Source organism: Nonomuraea sp. NPDC049646, assembly GCF_044465525.1.
In the GTDB taxonomy this organism is placed as follows: Bacteria; Actinomycetota; Actinomycetes; order Streptosporangiales; family Streptosporangiaceae; genus Nonomuraea.
Map to the genome: position 1 here is coordinate 444,888 of NZ_JBITLU010000001.1, position 17,098 is coordinate 461,985.

A 17,098-nucleotide genomic window follows, 5' to 3' on the forward strand; every position below is an offset into this window, starting at 1 on the left:
TGTGGGGGTGAAGATGCGCGACGAGGTTCCATCAGTCGGCCTGCCGCCCGACGGCGTCGCGCAGGGCGTCGGCGAGCAGGTTGAGCGCGAGCACCGTCAGGACGATGCAGCCCCCGACCGGGTAGATCAGCCACCAGTAGTCGGCCGAGATGTAGGCGACGCCGCCGGCGAGCTGGCTGCCCCAGTCCTCGGTCGGGTACGTCAGCCCGAACCCGAGGAAGCCCAGCGCCGCCACGACGAGGATCGCGTCGGCGACCTGGAACGTGATGTTGACGATGATCACGCCGAGCGCGTTCGGGATCAGGTGGGTGAGGATGAGCCGCCGGCGGGAGGCGCCCATCACCCGCGCGGCCAGCACGAACTCCCGCACCCGCAGCGTCAGCACCTCGCCGCGGACCAGCCGGGCCGACACCAGCCAGGAGAACCCGCCGATGACCAGGCTCAGCGACAGCGCGTCGGCGTGGAAGCGGGCCGACAGGATGAGGACGAAGAACAGGAACGGGACCGAGAGCATGACGTCGACCAGCCGCATGAGGAACCCGTCCACGACGCCTCCGGCCAGGCCCGCGACGGCGCCGTACAGGGTGCCGATCGCGGTGGCGAACAGGGCGGCGAGCAGGCCGATCTGCAGCGACAGGCGGCCGCCGGCCATCAGCCGGCCGAGCACGTCGAAGCCGTTGGCGTCCGTGCCGAGCGGATGGCCGGGGCCGGGCGGCAGGGCCGCGTTGACCAGGTCCACGTCGATCTGGTTGGTGGGGTGGAGCAGCGGCCCGAGGAAGCAGAACCCGGCGATCAGCAGCAGGAGCAGGCCGCCGGTCAGGCCGAGCGGGCTGCGCCGGAGCCCGCGCAGCACCCGGCGCCGGTCCCGCGCCGGGACGGTCTCGGCCTCCGGCGTGGCCTCCACGTTCTGTGTGGTCATTTCGTCAGCTCGATTCGGCGGTCGGCGGCGGCGACCACGAGGTCGGCGACGAAGTTGCCGGCCACGGTCAGGACGCCGCCGACGAGGGTGTAGGCGAGCAGCACCGGATAGTCCTCGCGTTGCAGGCTGTTGAGGAACAGCAGGCCGAGGCCGGGATAGTTGAACAGCGACTCGACGATCAGGTTGCCCGCCAGGAGGGTGGGGATGAGCGTGCCGACCAGGGTGACCAGCGGCAGGCAGGCGTTGCGCAGCAGGTGGCGCAGCAGGATCAGCCGCTCGGGCAGGCCCTTGGCCCGCGCCACCCGGATGTAGTCCTGGCCGAGCTGGTCCAGGGCCGAGGAGCGCTGGTACTGCGCGAACACCGCGACGCTGGCCGCGGCCAGCGTGATGACCGGCAGCGCCATCGCCCGCGGATCGGTGAGCACGACCCAGGGCGAGTGCGACTGGGACGCCTCGGCCGGGAAGATCGGCAGCGCCTGGCTGAAGACGGCGATGAGGATCAGCCCGAGCAGGAACGACGGCGTCGCGTAGAGCACGTACGAGACCGCCGTGAGCAGCCGGTCGGCGACGCTGTTGCGCCGGACCGCCTGGAGCACGCCGAGGGGCACGGCGATCACCAGCGCGAGCGCCAGTCCGGCCGCGGAGAGCATCGCGCTGCGGCCGGCGTTCTGCCCGAGCAGGGTGGCCACGTTCTCGTTCAGCTTGTACGACCTGCCCAGGTCTCCCCGGGCGAGCCGGCCCAGGTAGCCGACGTACTGGGCGAGGACCGGGCGGTCGTACCCGTGCTGCCGGTTGAAGTCGGCGACCGCCTCGGGCGAGGCGCGCTGGCCCAGGACCACCCGCCCCGGGCTGTCCGAGACGAGGTGCAGCAGCAGGAACACCACCGCGGAGATGCCGAGCAGGACGACGACCGAGATCGCCAGGCGCCGGACGACGTACCAGGTCATGACCGGGAGGCTCCCTTCAGCGGGGTGGCCGCGGGTTCGAGCGGCTGGAGCGGGTGGTGGCAGGCGACCTGGTGGCTGCCGGTGACCGGCCGCGGGAGGGGCTCGGCCTGGGCGCACAGGTCGTCTGCCAGGGCGCAGCGGGTGCGGAAGCGGCAGCCGCTGGGCGGGTCGATCGGGCTCGGCAGCTCGCCTCGCACGCGTTCGCCGCGCGGCTGCCGGGCCTGCGGGTCCGCGTCGGGGACGGCGGCCAGCAGGCCGGCGGTGTAGGGGTGGGCGGGGGCGCCGTACACCTCTTCGGTGGTGCCGGTCTCGACCAGCTTGCCCAGGTACATGACGCCGACCCGGTCGGCCAGGTACCGCACGACGGCGAGGTCGTGCGAGATCACCACGCTGCTGAGGCCGCGTTCGAGCTGGATCGCGCGCATGAGGTTGAGCACCTGGGAGCGGATGGAGACGTCCAGGGCGCTGACCGGCTCGTCGGCGACCAGCACCGCCGGGTCCAGGGCCAGGGCGCGGGCCAGGTTCACCCGCTGCCGCTGCCCGCCGGACAGCTCGTGCGGGTAGCGCTCCATGACGCCCGCGGGAAGGCCGACGTCCCGCAGCAGCTCGCGGGCGCGGGCCGTGCGGTGGGCGCGGTCGCCCGCGCCCTGGATCGCCAGGGGCTCGCGCAGGATCGTGCCGATGCGCATGCGGGGGTCGAGGGCGGCGCCGGAGTCCTGGAACATCATCTGCAGCCGGCTCCGGCGCGGGCCGAGCGCCCGCGCGCCCATCCGGCTGACCGGCTCGCCGTCGAAGATCACCTCGCCGGAGGTGGGCCGGTCGAGGGCGACGAGCATCCTGCCCAGCGTGGACTTCCCGCACCCCGACTCGCCGACCAGCCCGAACGTCTCCCCCGCAGCAACCTCGAAGCTCACGCCGGAGACCGCCTTGAGGGTGCGGCGCGCGCCGAACAGGCCCCTGCCGCCGACCGGGTACTCGCGCCTGAGGTCGGCGACGCGCAGCCGCGGCGCGCGCTCCGAGGACGCCGGCGGCTCCACCGGGCGGGCGCGGAAGCGGCTCACGACCCGGTCGGCCGGTCCGGTGGCCGGGTGGTGGCAGGCATACAGGTGCCCGCCGTCCTCGGTCACGGGGGCCGGACGCTCCTCGCGGCACCGGTCGGTAGCGGCGTCGCAGCGCGGCGCGAACGGGCAGCCGGGCCCGGCCGCGGTCAGGTCGGGCGGCGCGCCGGGGATGCTGAACAGCCGCTCGTCCCGGTCGTGGGTGAGCGAGGGGATCGAGGCCAGCAGCGCGTGCGTGTAGCGGTGGCGGGTCCGGGCGAAGAGCACGGGGGTGGGGGCGGTCTCGGCCAGGCGGCCGGCGTACATGACGCCGACGCGGTCGGCGTGCCGGGCGATGACGCCCATGTCGTGGGTGATGAGGATCATCGACATGCCGAGCCGGGACCGCAGGCCGTCCAGGAGGTCGAGGATCTCGGCCTGGATGGTGACGTCGAGCGCCGTGGTGGGCTCGTCGGCGATGACCACCCGCGGCTCGCAGGCCAGCGCCATCGCGATCATCACGCGCTGCCGCATGCCGCCGGAGAGCTGGTGCGGGTAGTCGTCCATGCGCTCGGCCGGGCGGGGCAGGCCGACCAGGGCGAGCACCTCGGCGGCGCGTTCGCGGGCGGCCCGCCTGGAGGCGCCGTGGTGCAGCCGGACCGGCTCGGCGACCTGGTCGCCGATGCGCCGGGTCGGGTTCAGCGCCGTCAGCGAGTCCTGGAACACCATGGCGATCTCGTTGCCGCGCAGGGCCCGGTAGCGCGCGGCGGGCAGGCCGACCAGTTCCTCGCCGCCGAAGTCGATCGAGCCGCCGGTCACCCGGCCGCCGGCGGGCAGCATGCCCATGATCGCGAGACCGGTCATGGACTTGCCGGACCCGGTCTCGCCGACGATCCCCAGGGTCTCGCCGCGGTTCAGCACCAGACTGACGTCCGAGACCGGGCGGACGACCCTGTCGCCGCGCCGGATCTCGACCGACAGATCCCGGATCGCCAGCACGCGATCGCTCTCCAAATCCATCCGACGATAGTGGGACCCGCGTCCCCGGCGGTGTTCGTCGCGGACATCGAACGTTGGGGCCGGGGTTCGTCCGGGCGGACCAACTGATCAGCGCGGCGCGGAGCCGGGGGCGGGCATGACGACGGCCCGCCGGCGCGGGAGCGCCGGCGGGCCGTTGTGGGTGCGGTGGTTCAGCCGGACGTGCGGCGGTCGGCGCGGCCGTCGTGCAGGTAGAGGGCGCGGCCGGTCCCGTCGTCGCCGAGGAAGGCGATCGGCGCGTGCGCGCCGCGCTCGGGTTCGAGGGGGATCAGCACGTCGTCGCGCCAGGCGGCCAGCTCGGTGCGGTACGGCACCTCGTCCAGGTCGGCGGTGATGCCCACGGGCGTCCGGCGCAGCCACAGCCGTCCGGCGCCGTCCACGGTCACCTCCGTCTCGCAGGTGCTCGACGTGTACGTGCCGGCGTACCGGGCGGCGTTCGCGGGCGGGACGGGGGCCGGGCCGGGCGCCGGGGGCGCGGGCGGCTCGACCCCGGCCAGCTCGCCCAGAACGCGGCCGGTGATCTCGGCGAACACGGGCCGCGTCCGGCCGCCGTTGGCGACGACGACCACCGCCACGTCGCGCCCCGGCGCCACGCGCAGGCACGCCGACTGGCCGACGGTGCTGCCGTCGTGGCCGAAGACCGCCCCGCCGGGCCACTCGAAGAGCTCCCAGCCCAGGCCCCAGGCCGTGCCCTGGGCGAAGTCGGGCAGGGCGACCTGCGGCCGCCGCATCTCCGCGACGCTCTCCGCGCTCAGCACGCGGGCGCCGTCCGGGCCGACGCCGCCGGCGAGGTGCATGCGCGCGAAGGCCAGCAGGTCACGCGGCGGCATCGCCAGCATCGACCCGGCGGGCGCGTTCGAGCGGGCCAGCGCCCACACCGGGGTCGGCCGGTACGGGCCGTCCGGCGTGCGCTGGACGTGGCCGACCGCGGTGCGGTGCACGATGGCCTCGTACGGGTCGCAGGCGGCGTGGGTCATGCCGAGCGGCGTGAGCAGGTGGTCGCGCAGGCACGCGTCGAACGGCTTGCCCCGCACGACCTCGATGATCCGGCCCAGCACGCAGTAGCCGGCGTTGTTGTAGGAGAACATCTCGCCGGGCTCGAACAGCTGCGGCACGTCGTGCAGGACGTCCAGGAACCGTTCGACGCAGTCGTCGCCCTTGCCGGTGTCGGTGAAGACGTCCCCCTCGAAGCCCGCGACGTGGCACATGAGCTGCCGCGCGGTGATCCGCCGGGCGGCCCGCTCGTCACCGATCCGGAACGCCGGGAGGCAGTCGCGCACGGGCGCGTCCAGGTCGAGCCGGCCCTCGTCGGCCAGTTGCATGGCCAGCGTCGCGGTCAGCACCTTGGTGATCGAGCCGATCTGGAACAGGGAGCCGGGGGTCGCCTCGACGCCCGTCGCCGTGCTCAGCGTCCCGGCCGCGACCTCGACCGTCCGGCCGCCCGCGTGGACCGCCACGGCGGCCCCGGGCACCTCGTTCTCGGCGAGCAGCCCCGCCAGCCGGTGACGCAGCCACGCATCGATCTCCTCCAGCTCCGGCACCGGTGTCCCCCCTGGTCGACTGCGCCCGACCCTAGAGCCGGCGGGGACCGCCCGGTTCGTTCACCGCCACTATGACGGCCGCGGTTCTTCGTCGGAACGACCCAGACCGATGTGTTCTATGACAGATATTTCAGTATTGCCTGACTCGCTGTCATATGCGATGTTCCGCTCACAAGCCGCATGAGCGCAGCTCATGTCACCCCCGGAGAAAGGCGTTTCCATGCGTCGAATCTCAACCCTGTTAGCCCTGGCCTCCGGCGTCTGCCTGGCACTGTCCGGCTGGGCCACCGCCGCCGAGGCCGACACCCCGGCCGCCGCCGACCAGCAGCGCTACATCGTCCAGCTCTCCGGCGTGTCGCGGGCGCAGGTGGCGAACGAGGCGCAGCAGCAGGTCACGGCGCACAAGGGCGTGCTGGTGGGAACCTACCGGTACGCCTTCCACGGCTACTCGGCCCTCCTCACCCCCGAGGAGGCCGCCAAGCTGAAGGGCGAGCCCGGTGTCCTCACCGTCGAGCCCGACCACGAGGTCCACGCCTTCGCCCAGACCGTACCGAGCGGCATCAAGCGCATCTACGCCGACCAGAACATCAACCTCGACATCGACGGCACCGACGACGTCCGCGTCGACGTGGACGCGGCGGTCGTGGACACCGGCGTCGACCTCGACCACCCCGACCTGAACGTGGTGGCCAGCACCAACTGCACCAGCGGCGTCTGCTCGGGCACCGGCGACGACGACAACGGTCACGGCAGCCACGTGGCCGGCACGATCGGCGCCATCGACAACTCCGTCGGCGCGGTCGGCGTCGCCCCCGGCGCCCGCATCCACGCCGTCAAGGTGCTCAACTCGGCGGGTTCGGGCACGCTGGCCGGCATCGCCGCCGGTCTCGACTGGGTCGTGGCCAGGGCGAGCACGATCGAGGTCATCAACCTGAGCCTCGGCTGCCAGGGCTGCAGCAGCTCCGCGATCAGCAACGCGATCACGAACGCCACCAACGCGGGCATCGTCGTCGTCGTGGCCGCCGGCAACAGCTCGGCCGACGCCTCCGGCTTCTTCCCCGCCAACCACCCCGACGTCGTCACCGTCTCGGCCGTGACCGACTTCGACGGCCAGCCCGGCGGCCTGGCCGGCACGATCACCGTGCCGTGCCGCACCGACGGCGCGACCGACACCGACGACACGCTCGCCTGGTTCTCCAACTACGGCACCACGGTCGAGGTCGCCGCCCCCGGCACCTGCATCTACTCCACGTGGATGAACGGCGGCTACAACACCATCAGCGGCACCTCCATGGCCAGCCCGCACGTCGCGGGCGCCGCGGCCGTGCTGACCAGCGGCTCGAACAAGCCCACCACCCGGGCGGGGGCGCTGGCCGTACGGGACAAGCTCAAGGCCACGGGCAACCTCAACTGGACCGACGACGCCAGTGACGGGGTCAAGGAGCCGCTGCTCGACGTGCACGACGCCACGCAGTACCCGCCGACGACCGGTGGCAACCAGCCGCCGGTGGCCGGCTTCACCCAGTCGTGCGACAACACCACGCGGGCGTGCTCGTTCAACGGCTCCGGCTCCACCGACCCCGACGGGACCATCGCCTCCTACGCGTGGACCTTCGGCGACGGCTCCACCGGCAGCGGCGCGACCGTGTCGCACACCTACGCCGCCGCGGGCACGTACACCGTGACCCTCACCGTGACCGACAACGGCGGGGCCACGAACTCCACCAGCAAGAGCATCACGGTCGGGACCACCCCCGGCAACTGCACCGGCTACCAGACGCCGTTCTCCGGCAACCTGACCAGCGGGCAGAACGTGTACTACCCGAACAGCTCCGGCTACACGGCCGCCGCCGGGACGCACAAGGCGTGCCTCGACGGACCCTCCGGCGTGGACTACGACCTGTACCTGCAGAAGCAGGGCATCCTCGGCTGGACCACGGTGGCCAGCAGCGCGGGCAGCGGGCCTGACGAGTCGCTGACCTACAACGGCACGGCGGGCACCTACCGCATCCGCGTGTACGCCTACAGCGGGTCCGGCGCCTACACGGGCGGCTACACCAAGCCCTAACCACGCAACTCCGCGACCCCGTGCTCTCACGGGGTCGCTCCCGTTTACGACCTTTCCCCCTTTTCCGGCTTCTCGCGTTATTCGCCCCCACTTCCTCCGGCCCGCCCTCTTGGATCCGCGCTTCGCCCCGATCGCGAGCACGCCCCGCCCGGAACCCACCACGCCCGCTCACGCCCCTGACCCGCCGGGCCCCCGTCAGGGTCACCGGCCCCTGCCCACTCCCGCCGCGAGCCGGGGTTCGATCTCGGGGAAGGAGCCGTCGCCGAACAGGATGCGTGCCGCCAGCGCCCGGCCGGCGCGGGTGCGCAGGACGGCCACCGCGGCCTCGGCCAAGACCGGCGACCGGATCCCCGCCAACAGCCGCCGCAGCAGCAACCGGCCCCGGAACCGGGCCCTGAGCGCGGCCCCGTCGTACCGCTTCAGCACCTCCCGGTCGCCGGTACGCAGATAGTCGGCGATCACCGCCGCGGCCAGCTCGGACATCCGCAGGCAAGGGTCCAGCCCGCCGGCCGTCAGGGGTGACACCGCGCCCGCCGCGTCCCCGACCAGCAGCCCGTCCGGGCAGGCCAGCCGGCGCAGCACGCCCCCGACCGGGATCGGGCCTCCCCGGCGCTCGACCGGCCCGGCGGGCGCCGCACGACCGGGCGCGTCGGCGGCGAAGGCGTCCAGCAGACGGCGGACGCCGGCCCGCATCGCCCCCGGCTCCCCCGCGACACCCACATGGGCGTGCCGCCCGTCGTCCACCACCCATCCGAGGTACCCCGGCGCCACCCGTGGATCCAACACGCAGTGAAACGCCGGAAACCCCGACCCCGGCGCGACCGCATGGACGATCTCGGCGCCGACGAGAAACCGCCGGTTGACGTCGAGGCCGAGATCCCGCGCCACCCGCGACCGAGCCCCATCCGCCCCCACGACAAACCTGACCCCCACCACCTCCACACCCCCCACCCTCTCCACACCCTCCGCGGATTCGCCGCCCTTCACACCCCCGCCCCCCTCGCCACCCTTCGCGGATTCGCCGCCCTTCGCCCCCCCGACCCCCTCGCCATCCTTCGCGGATTCGGCGGCCTTCAGAACTCCGGCGGATTCCCCGCCCCTCCAGCCCTCCGGCCCCTCCCTGACGTCGGGGGTCGGCGCGCCCTCTCCCCCTTCGGCGCCCTCCCCGCTCCTTCCGTGCCTTGGCCTCATCCCGCCGTTCACGCCCTTCCCGGTTTCGGAGGTCAGCACGTCCTTCCCACCGTCCGCACCGCTCGTGTGTTCCAGTCGGGCGAGGCCCGATGAGATGCCCGTGTACCGGACGCCCAGCAGGACGCGGGCGCCGGCCGACTCCGCCGCGCGGCGGGCGTGCTCGTAGACGGCGGCCATGTCGGCCACCCGGAACTCGTCCCGGTCGCTGGTGAGCCGGATCGGCGAGCGCCGGGACGGCGGGTACAGCAGAACGTCCCGGACACCGGGCCCGAGCAGGTGGCCGGGCAGGTCGAAGTCGTCGAGCGTGCGGCGTACGAAGATCCCGGTGGTCCGGACGCCGGCCGACAACGACCTGCGCCGATCGACGACCATGACGTTCAGCCCCCGCTGGGCCAGCAGCCGGGCCGTGCTCAACCCGGCCAGCCCCGCCCCCACCACCAGAACGTCCACTGTCTGCATATTCCGGGACGTTAGGCGCGAACCCCCACCCCTGGGGCAGTCTGCACGGTACCCGCCCCCAACCTTCACACCTCCACCACACCACCGGCGGCACGTTCACGCAGAGGCCCGGGGCATCAGTCGGCGGGGCCGCGGAGCGCGCGAGCGGGCGAGGGCCGTCAGCGCACCGCGCCCACGACCGCCCTGCCCTCGCGGGCCGCCGCCGCGTAGAACGGCGCCAGCGCCTCCAGCCCTTCGTACGCCCCGCCCGCGTGACCGGCGCCGAACCGCCACCCCTCCTCGGCCAGCCCCCGCGCGGCCGCCGCCACCTGGGCGGGCTCCAGCACGAACGGCGGCCCGTAGCCGACCTCGCACCCGGCCACGTCGTTCGCGCCGTCCTCGCCGGTGGCCGCCGCCAGCCAGGGGAAGCACTGCCTCCACCCCGCGGTGCCGTGCTCGGCCTCGGCGCGTCCCTCGGCGATGGCGGTGAGCGAGCGGTGGTCGTCCGCGAACACGTCCGTCTCCAGGGGGAGACCAGGCGACCGGCCCTCGAAGACCGCCGCGATGAGGGCGGGGTCGGCCCGTACGGACTCCAGCAGCGCGGCCTCGATCTTCACGAGGCTCAACCTCATCGACACGATCAGGAATCGTACGCGGCGTCCGGCACGCCCGGATGCTCCTGGAGTGCGGCGAACGGCCCCTGTTCCACCACGATCACCTTGTCGCCGGCGTACCCGTCCAGGTCGGGGGCGTTCCAGCTCTCGCCCGGCCTGATCCGGTGGAACCGGAACGTCGCGCTGGTCTCGTTCGCGGTCACGACGCAGCGCACCGCGCCGGGCGGGTGCAGGGCGCGGGCGAGCCGGCCGACCTCCAGGGCCAGCGCCACGCCGTGCAGCAGCAGCACCCGCTGGCCCTCGTCGCCGATCACGGGCGCGTGATCGGCGGTGCCGACCTCGACCGGGACGAAGTCCTCCAGGTGCACGGAACTCCGGTCGCACTCCCAGCCGGTGAGGTCGTGGAAGGGGGCGGGGGCGCGTTCGGCGCCGTCCGTCGAGGCGGCCCAGCCGAGCACCTCACCGCGCTGGACGAGCCCCTGGGCCACCCGTTCCCGCAGGCCGGGGGCGAGGCCGCCCGGCGGTGCCGGCAGGGCCGGGCCACCCGGCATGCCGAGCAGACCGGCCGCGGAGTCGTTCATCGTCACGCGCAACACACCGTCCATGATCCCGCTCACGGCCTACCCACACGACCAACCAAGCAGCCGAGGGCCGAGGCCCCCAAGGCCCCGGGGGGCCCGGGGCCCGGGGGGCCGAGGGCCCGGGGGGCCGAGGGCCCGGGGAGCCGGAAGCCCGGGAGGCGGGAGCCCGGGAGGCGGGAGCCCGGGAGGCGGGAGCCCGGGAGGCGGGAGCCCGGGAGGCGGGAGCCCGGGACGCGGGGGTCGGGAGGCGGGGGGCGGGGTTAGGGAAGGAGGTGGAGGAGGGTTGACTCTTCGGTGGGGGTGAGGCCGGCGCGGGTGAGCTCGTGGCCGGAGTCGCGCAGCCAGGCGAGCGTGTCGCGGGCCGTGTCGGCGACCGGACGGATGCGCAGACCGGCGGCCAGCGTGGCAGAGGTGTCCCGGGCCATGAACCCGGCGTATTCCGGCAACGGCAACCACAACGGCAGCGACCGCGGCCCGGCCCACGGCGCGACCTCGTGCTCGGTGAGGAACTCCTGGCCCGCCCAGACGAGCTCCGGCGCCACCGCCAGCCCCTCGGCGATGGCCGCCAGCAGCTCGCCCCTGGTGAAGGGCATGGAGATGCCGTCGTACGGGCCGGTGAGCCCGGCCTGCGCGGCGTCGAGCGTCCAGGCCGCGAGATCGCGTACGTCGACGAGCTGCACCAGATCGCCGGGCGAGCCGGGAGCCAGCACGGGCCCGCCGCGCGCCAGCCGCTCGACCCAGTAGGTGAACCGGTCGGACTGGTCCTCGGGGCCGACGATCAGCCCGGCCCGTACGTGCAGCGCGCCGTCGCCGAGGAGCTGCTCGCACGCCACCTTGGCCGGCCCGTAGTTCTCCGGGTCGTTCTCGTCGGCGCCGTCGGGCAGCGGGTCGTGCAGGACCTGGCTGACCCTGGTCGCGTCGGAGTAGACGCTGCACGACGAGACGAACGTGTAATGACCGGCCCGGCCCGCCAGCTCCGTGACCGCGCGCCGCACCTGGCTGGGCAGCCTGGCGACGTCGACGACCAGGTCGAACGCCCCCTTCAGCGGCGCGAGCCCGCCGTCTCCGGCCCGGTCGACCCGGACGAACTCCACGCCCGGGGGCGGTTCGCCGGCCAGCCCGCGCGCCGCGCACACCACCTCGTGCCCCCGGTCGCGGGCCTGCCGCGCGATCTCCCTGGACAGAAACCTCGTGCCGCCGAGAACAAGTGTCCGCATGCCTGCCATCCTGGCCCACCCGGCCCGGCCGGACCCCCGCTCTTCACTTCCAGCGCAACGCTCCCCCGGGCGGCGGGACGTCCGCGAAAGGGGTCGATCACATTCCGCGGTCATGTATCCGCGCAGCGGCAGACATGCTCTCATAGGGGTGATTCGGGGACTCAGTTCAAGTCAGGCGAGGAGACATGCCCGAACCAGGCTCCCCACCACCCGGCACCACCGGCGACGGCTCCCGTCGTACGGCGCCGACCATCGAAGAGGCCGCCCGCGCGATCCTGCTCGACGTGGCCCCCGAGGACGTGCGGTTCCTGCCGCTGGCCTGCGCGGACTTCTTCGGCAACCCGGCCGCCCGCAGACGCGCGGTCCGCGCGACGCTGCGCGGACGCGAACGCGACCAGCCCACCGGCTTCGACGCGGGCGAGGGCATGCAGCTCGTGCTCGGCGTGGTCCTGACCCTGCTCAACGGCGTGGCCTGCGAGGTGCTGACGGGCATGACGACCGAGCGGGTCGACCGGCTGCGGGCCCGGTGGCGCGAGCGCCGCCGTCGCAGGGCGCTGACCTCGGCCGTCGCCCCGCAGGGCGAGCGCACGCCGCTGCCCAGGGTCAGCGCGGTCGAGGCGGCGGCGATCGGCGCGCAGGCGGCCGAGATCGTGCTGGCGGCGGGGATGCCCGAGGAGCTGGCCCAGCGGGTGAACACGCTGCTCGCCGCGGCCCTCATCGACCCGCGGCCCTGACCGTGCGCCCGCCCGTCGGCCCCTCCCGGCAGGCGACGGCCGGCCCGCCCGCGGCGCCGCCGCCGCCGCGGCTGGACCCGTTCGCGCTGCCTGCGGCCACCACGGCCCGCTTCCTGCTCATGATCGTCGTCGCGGTCGCCAGCGCCGTGCACCTCTACCTGGTGCTGCTCGACCGGTACACCGCCGGCAGCACGAGTCTCGGCCTTCGCGCCTGCGCCCTGGCCGTGGAATCCGGCGCGGGACGGATCCCGGACGGCGTCCTGGTCTCGGCCTACGTCGAGTGCGCCGAGCGCGAGTCGGCGCGTACCGGGTGGGCGGTGGCCGGCATGGTGGCCGGGATGCTCGCCGTGGCCGTCGTGATCCACCTCCTCCACCCGCGCCTGGTCATGCTCTCCCGGCCGCGGCCGCTGGCCCAGTTCGCGGTGGACGAGGGCATGGCCGCCGTGGTGCGGCGCGTCGAGGACACCGTACGGGCCCTGGCCCCCGGGACCGAGGTGTACGTCGCGACCCTGCGCGCGAGCGCGAGCGGCCGGGCCTTCGGCCGGCGTCCCCGGTACCGGATCATCCTCGACCTCGGGCTGCTGCGCGCGGCCGACGCCGACCCCGGGCAGCTCGACGCCGTCCTCGCCCACGAGCTGGCCCATCTGCGCAACAGGGACGTCGGCCTGACCACGTTCGCCTTCGCGATCTGGTGGGCGTACCTGCTGGTCGTCGCGCTGCCCCTGCTGCTGCTCGCGGCGGTCGAGCCGGGCCTGCTCACCGTCCTGCCGTGGCGGCTGGCGGCCGTGCTGGCCCTGCTGTGGTTCGCCCGCACCTCGGTGCTGCGGACCAGGGAGTACTACGCCGACCTGCGCGGCTGCGCCACGCCGGACGGCGAGCGGCTGCTCCTGGACACGCTGACCCCCGCGCGGGCGGACGGCGGGCGGCGCCGCCGGGACCGGGGGCCGTGGTCCTTCCACCCCGGCGACGAGGAGCGGGCGGACGTCATCCGCGGCGCGCCCCGGCTGTTCCGGATCGGCGTGGTGGAGTCCGCGGCCGCCGGGGGACTGCTCGGACTGGGGTACTCGCCGTGCGTCCACCTCGTGGAGATGATCTTCAATGTTCCCGTGGCCCTGTTCAGCCCGGAGCGCCTGGCCGTCGGGGTGCTGTTCGGGGCGCTGGCCACCGGCGCGGTCGCGGGCACGGTGTGGCGGGCCGGGCTGCTGGCGCAGGCCACGCACACGCGTCCGCCGTCCACGCTGCCGGCCGCGCTGGCGCTGACGGCGGGGCTGGTGGCCGGTCAGCTCGTCGCGCCGCCGCTGGTCACCGCGACCGGCTCGTGGACCGACATCCTGGCCGACTCCCCCGTGATCGCGGCCGTGCTGGCGGTGCTGCTCGCCGTCCTGTTCCAGCTCATGCTCAGGTGGGCGGTCCTGTGCGCGTCGGTGTGGCTGCCGCTGGCCCGGCGGGTCCGTACGGCCGCGCTGGCCGGCTCGGCGCTGTCGGCGGTGATCTTCGGGGCGTGGCTGAGCTTCTGGTTCGACATGACCGCGTGGATGGTCAACAGCGCGGCGAGCTGGGACATCTTCTGGTTCGGCCTGTTCAGCGCCGCTGCCAACCCGACGTTGCAGCTCTGCTTCGTGCTGGCCTGCGCCGCCGCGTCGGCCGGCTGGGCGGCGCGGCGCGGCCTGCCGCCCCGGCCCCTCGCGGCCGTCTGGCGGGACGCGCCGCCGAGCCGTCTGGCCGCCCCTCGCATGCCGCTGCCTGCGGTCAACGTCACCGCGCTGGCGATCTGCCTCGCCTACGCCGGGGGGATGATCCCCTTCTACGGGTGGCTGCGCTCGACCTTCGGCGGCGTGCCGCTCACGGGGGCCGTGCCCGTGGAGAGCGCCGCCGCCCTCTTCGCCCCTCTGCTCGTCGTGGCGACCGCCGTGGCCCTGGCCGGGGCGTTCTGCTTCGGCGTGGCGGCCGGGGGGCGGGGCGGCACCGCGCCGGTGGTGGCGGGCGCCGGGATCCTCATGCTGCTGACCGTGTTCGGGCTGGTGCCGCTCATCATGATCCATCTGGTCAACGCGGCGTGCGGCGCCGAGAATCTGTCGTCCTGCATGGCTCCTCTGCCGCGCCTCGTCGTCCTGTCGCAGAGCGGGCCGGTCTTCTCGGTCGGGTTCACCGGGCTGGTCGTCACGGGCACCGCAGCCGCGTGGCTGGGCAGCGCCCTGCGCGGCGCCGCGCAGGCGCTGTCCGCCGCGGGCCCCCGGCCGTGGGGAGCGCGTCCGTGGAACGGCGTCACCGGGCGGCCGGTCGGCGCGGTGCTGTCGCTCGTCCCCACCGCGCTCGCCACGCTGCTCTTCGGCTACCTGGCCGTCAACATGGTGGCCGCCGCGGGCGGCAGGCCGGCGCCCGTCGATCGCGCGGCCGTGGTCCGCGAGCTCCGCGCGGCTCCCCGGGGTCCGCTGCCGCCGGCCCGCGCCTGCTCGGCCGTCCACGCGGTCAGCTCCGGACTGCTGTTCACCGACACCTTCGACTTCTCCCGCGTCATCGCGGGCATGGCCGGGAGCGCCGGGTACGCCATGGCCGCACGCGACCCGGCCGTCCAGGCCATGGGACGCGAGATCGCGGCCGCCCTGCTGGCCGGGGACTCCGGACGGGCGATCCTCGACCACAGCGCCCTGCACGACCTGTGCAGGATCACGGGCGCGCTGCCCTCCTGATCATTCCTCCTCCGCGGACGGGAGCCGCAGGGCGATGACGGCGATGTCGTCGAGGCCGGTGCTGGGCAGGCCGCTGAGCACCTGGTCACAGAAGCTCTCCAGCGGCTCGGCGGCGAGCGACTCCGCCACCCGGCGCAGCCGGGCGAGGCCGAGGTCCAGGTGCTCGCCCGAGCGTTCGATGAGCCCGTCGGTGTAGAGCAGCACCGTGCTGCCCGGCGGCAGCGGCTCGGTCCTGGAGGCGCGGGTCCCGTCGTCGGGGAAACCGAGCAGCGGGCTGACGGCTTCTTCCAGGAAACGTCCGTGGCCCTGGGCGGTGACCAGCAGGGGCGGCGGATGGCCGGCCACCGCGTACCGCAGCCGGTGTCCGCCGTTGCCCTCCTCCACCCGTGCGAACACGCACGTGGCCGTGACCTCGGAGGACAACGACCCCATCGCGACGTTGAGCCGGGTCAGGATCTCGCCGGGCGGCTCGCAGCGGTCCATCGCCAGCGCCCGCAGCATGTTGCGCAACTGGCTCATCAGGACGGCCGCCGACAGGTCGTGCCCCGCCACGTCGCCGATGACCAGCGCCGGGACGCCGTCGGGCAGGACGAAGGAGTCGTACCAGTCGCCGCCCACCTCGGCGGCGCTGGGGCTGGCCCGGTAGCGGGCCACGATCCGCAGGCCGGGCAGGCGCGGCGGCTCGGCGAGCAGGCTGTACTGCAGGGCCAGCGCGACCTGCTGGGTGCGCTGGAAGCGGATGGCCCGGCTCAGGGCGTCGTGGGCGTGGCCGAACATGTTGCCCAGCAGCGTGATGTCGGCCCGGTTGATCGCCGGACGGTCTCCGCACGTCACCACCCCGACCACGGCGGGCACGGCGCCGTCGACCACGACCGGCAGGACCAGCATGCTGTTGGCGCCGCTGGCCGCCAGCCACGCGCGGGTGCCGGCCGGCGCCAGGTCGGGCGGCGGGCACCCGGCGGGGAACGTCTGCAGCACGGGCCGCCGCCGGCGGACGACCGTCACGAAGGCGTTGCCGTCGTCGAGCTGCTCCTCGCTGTACGGCGACAGCGGCACCAGGCCGCGACGTACCGCGGTGACCAGCCGCTCGACGACGAACGGCGTCCCGCCGTGCCGCTCGCCGGTGAGGTCGGTGATGAGGTAGACGCCGCAGCCGTCGGCCAGCTCGGGCACGATGACCTCCGACAGCGCGCCGAGCATCTCCTCCAGGCTGGTGAGCTGGGCCGTGGCCGCCGCGGCGCTGTCGAGCAGGCGCTGCCGCCGCTGCTCCTGCCACTGCTCCTCGATGTCGGTGCACGACCCCACCCACTCCACGACCTGGCCGTTCTCGCAGATGGGCACGGCCCGCATCTCGAAGTGCCGGTAGGAGCCGTCGGCGGTGTGCAGCCGGTAGACGTGCTCCCAGGTCTCGGTGGCCCTGCTGACCGCCCCGGCCCACGACCTGATCGTGTCCTGGCGGTCGTCGGGATGGACCATCTTCAGCCAGCCCTGCCCGCGATGCCGCTCCCACGGCTGCCCGGTGACCCGCTCCCAGCTCGGGCTGGGCTCCTTCACGTAGCCGTCGCGGGTGGTCACCCAGACGATCTGGGCGCTGACCTTCATCAGGCTCTCGTAGCGGCGCAGGATGCGGCGGCGCTCCTCGGCCAGGGCCTCGATCCGGCGGGCCGCGGTGACCTGGTCGGTCACGTCCATCACCACTTCGAGCACGCCGTAGTCGCCCGGCCCGAAGACCACGCGCGACAGGCTGGAGGTGAAGAACCGCCGCTCCTCGCACTGCGGCCCGACGACGTACTCCGGCTCCGCCGTGGTGACGAACGGCTCGCCGGTGGCGTATACCCGGTCGAACTGCTCGCGGAAGTGCACCTCGACGAACTCCGCGAACGCCTCCTCGACCGGCAGGCCGGTGCGGGTGTCGGCGAACAGGGAGCGGTAGGCGGCGTTGGTGTAGACCAGGCGGTGGTCGGGGCCGCGCGCGACCGCCACGCCGACCGGCGCCGGTTCCAGCACCTCGAACGCCAGCCCGCTGCCCGCGGGCTCGCCATCAGCCCCCATCGTGACCTCCCCCGACGGCCACAGCCTCCCC

Annotated in this window: 12 protein-coding genes; 3 read left to right on the forward strand and 9 right to left on the reverse strand. The window is 74.2% G+C overall.

The window, feature by feature from the left end; all coding sequences use genetic code 11:
- Window positions 1–31 precede the first annotated feature (31 nt).
- From ACIBQ8_RS02110 to ACIBQ8_RS02125, 4 genes are all read right to left on the reverse strand, one after another.
- Window positions 32–919, reverse strand: coding sequence for an ABC transporter permease (locus tag ACIBQ8_RS02110; protein ID WP_397168285.1), 888 nt, complete (start codon window positions 917–919; stop codon window positions 32–34).
- Window positions 916–1,866: an ABC transporter permease gene (locus ACIBQ8_RS02115; protein ID WP_397168287.1), complete on the reverse strand. Its 951-nt coding sequence runs from the start codon at window positions 1,864–1,866 to the stop codon at window positions 916–918. The genes ACIBQ8_RS02110 and ACIBQ8_RS02115 overlap by 4 nt, the downstream gene beginning before the upstream one ends.
- Window positions 1,863–3,923 (reverse strand): dipeptide ABC transporter ATP-binding protein, encoded by a 2,061-nt coding sequence (locus tag ACIBQ8_RS02120; protein WP_397190742.1) that lies wholly within the window; start codon window positions 3,921–3,923, stop codon window positions 1,863–1,865. Before ACIBQ8_RS02120 ends, ACIBQ8_RS02115 begins: the two co-directional genes overlap by 4 nt.
- A 170-nt stretch (window positions 3,924–4,093) precedes the next feature.
- Window positions 4,094–5,482: a serine hydrolase domain-containing protein gene (locus tag ACIBQ8_RS02125; protein ID WP_397190743.1), complete on the reverse strand. Its 1,389-nt coding sequence runs from the start codon at window positions 5,480–5,482 to the stop codon at window positions 4,094–4,096.
- Window positions 5,483–5,702: 220 nt separating this feature from the next.
- Here ACIBQ8_RS02125 and ACIBQ8_RS02130 point away from each other — a divergent pair, with 220 nt between their 5' ends.
- Entirely contained in the window at window positions 5,703–7,550 is a 1,848-nt protein-coding gene (locus tag ACIBQ8_RS02130) for a S8 family serine peptidase (RefSeq protein WP_397190744.1), read from the forward strand.
- Window positions 7,551–7,751: 201 nt separating this feature from the next.
- On the opposite strand, the gene ACIBQ8_RS02135 is transcribed toward ACIBQ8_RS02130, so the two are convergent.
- The 4 genes from ACIBQ8_RS02135 to ACIBQ8_RS02150 form a co-directional block, all read right to left on the reverse strand.
- Window positions 7,752–9,200: an FAD-dependent oxidoreductase gene (locus tag ACIBQ8_RS02135; RefSeq protein ID WP_397190745.1), complete on the reverse strand. Its 1,449-nt coding sequence runs from the start codon at window positions 9,198–9,200 to the stop codon at window positions 7,752–7,754.
- A gap of 158 nt (window positions 9,201–9,358) precedes the next feature.
- Entirely contained in the window at window positions 9,359–9,817 is a 459-nt protein-coding gene (locus ACIBQ8_RS02140; protein ID WP_397168294.1) for a hypothetical protein, read from the reverse strand.
- A 2-nt stretch (window positions 9,818–9,819) separates the two neighbouring features.
- The gene (locus ACIBQ8_RS02145; protein WP_397190746.1) at window positions 9,820–10,398 is read right to left on the reverse strand and encodes a hypothetical protein; all 579 of its coding nucleotides are present in this window, start codon (window positions 10,396–10,398) and stop codon (window positions 9,820–9,822) included.
- A 236-nt stretch (window positions 10,399–10,634) separates the two neighbouring features.
- Window positions 10,635–11,591 carry an NAD-dependent epimerase/dehydratase family protein gene (locus ACIBQ8_RS02150; RefSeq protein WP_397190747.1) on the reverse strand — a complete coding sequence of 319 codons (957 nt, stop codon included), beginning with the start codon at window positions 11,589–11,591 and terminating at the stop codon, window positions 10,635–10,637.
- A gap of 185 nt (window positions 11,592–11,776) precedes the next feature.
- Between ACIBQ8_RS02150 and ACIBQ8_RS02155 the strand changes: the two genes are divergently transcribed.
- The gene (locus tag ACIBQ8_RS02155) at window positions 11,777–12,325 is read left to right on the forward strand and encodes a hypothetical protein (protein ID WP_397190748.1); all 549 of its coding nucleotides are present in this window, start codon (window positions 11,777–11,779) and stop codon (window positions 12,323–12,325) included.
- A 2-nt stretch (window positions 12,326–12,327) separates the two neighbouring features.
- Window positions 12,328–15,015 (forward strand): M48 family metalloprotease, encoded by a 2,688-nt coding sequence (locus ACIBQ8_RS02160; RefSeq protein WP_397190749.1) that lies wholly within the window; start codon window positions 12,328–12,330, stop codon window positions 15,013–15,015.
- Here ACIBQ8_RS02160 and ACIBQ8_RS02165 read toward each other — a convergent pair whose 3' ends face one another.
- Window positions 15,016–17,067, reverse strand: coding sequence for a SpoIIE family protein phosphatase (locus ACIBQ8_RS02165; protein WP_397190751.1), 2,052 nt, complete (start codon window positions 17,065–17,067; stop codon window positions 15,016–15,018).
- Between the last annotated feature and the right edge of the window lie 31 nt (window positions 17,068–17,098).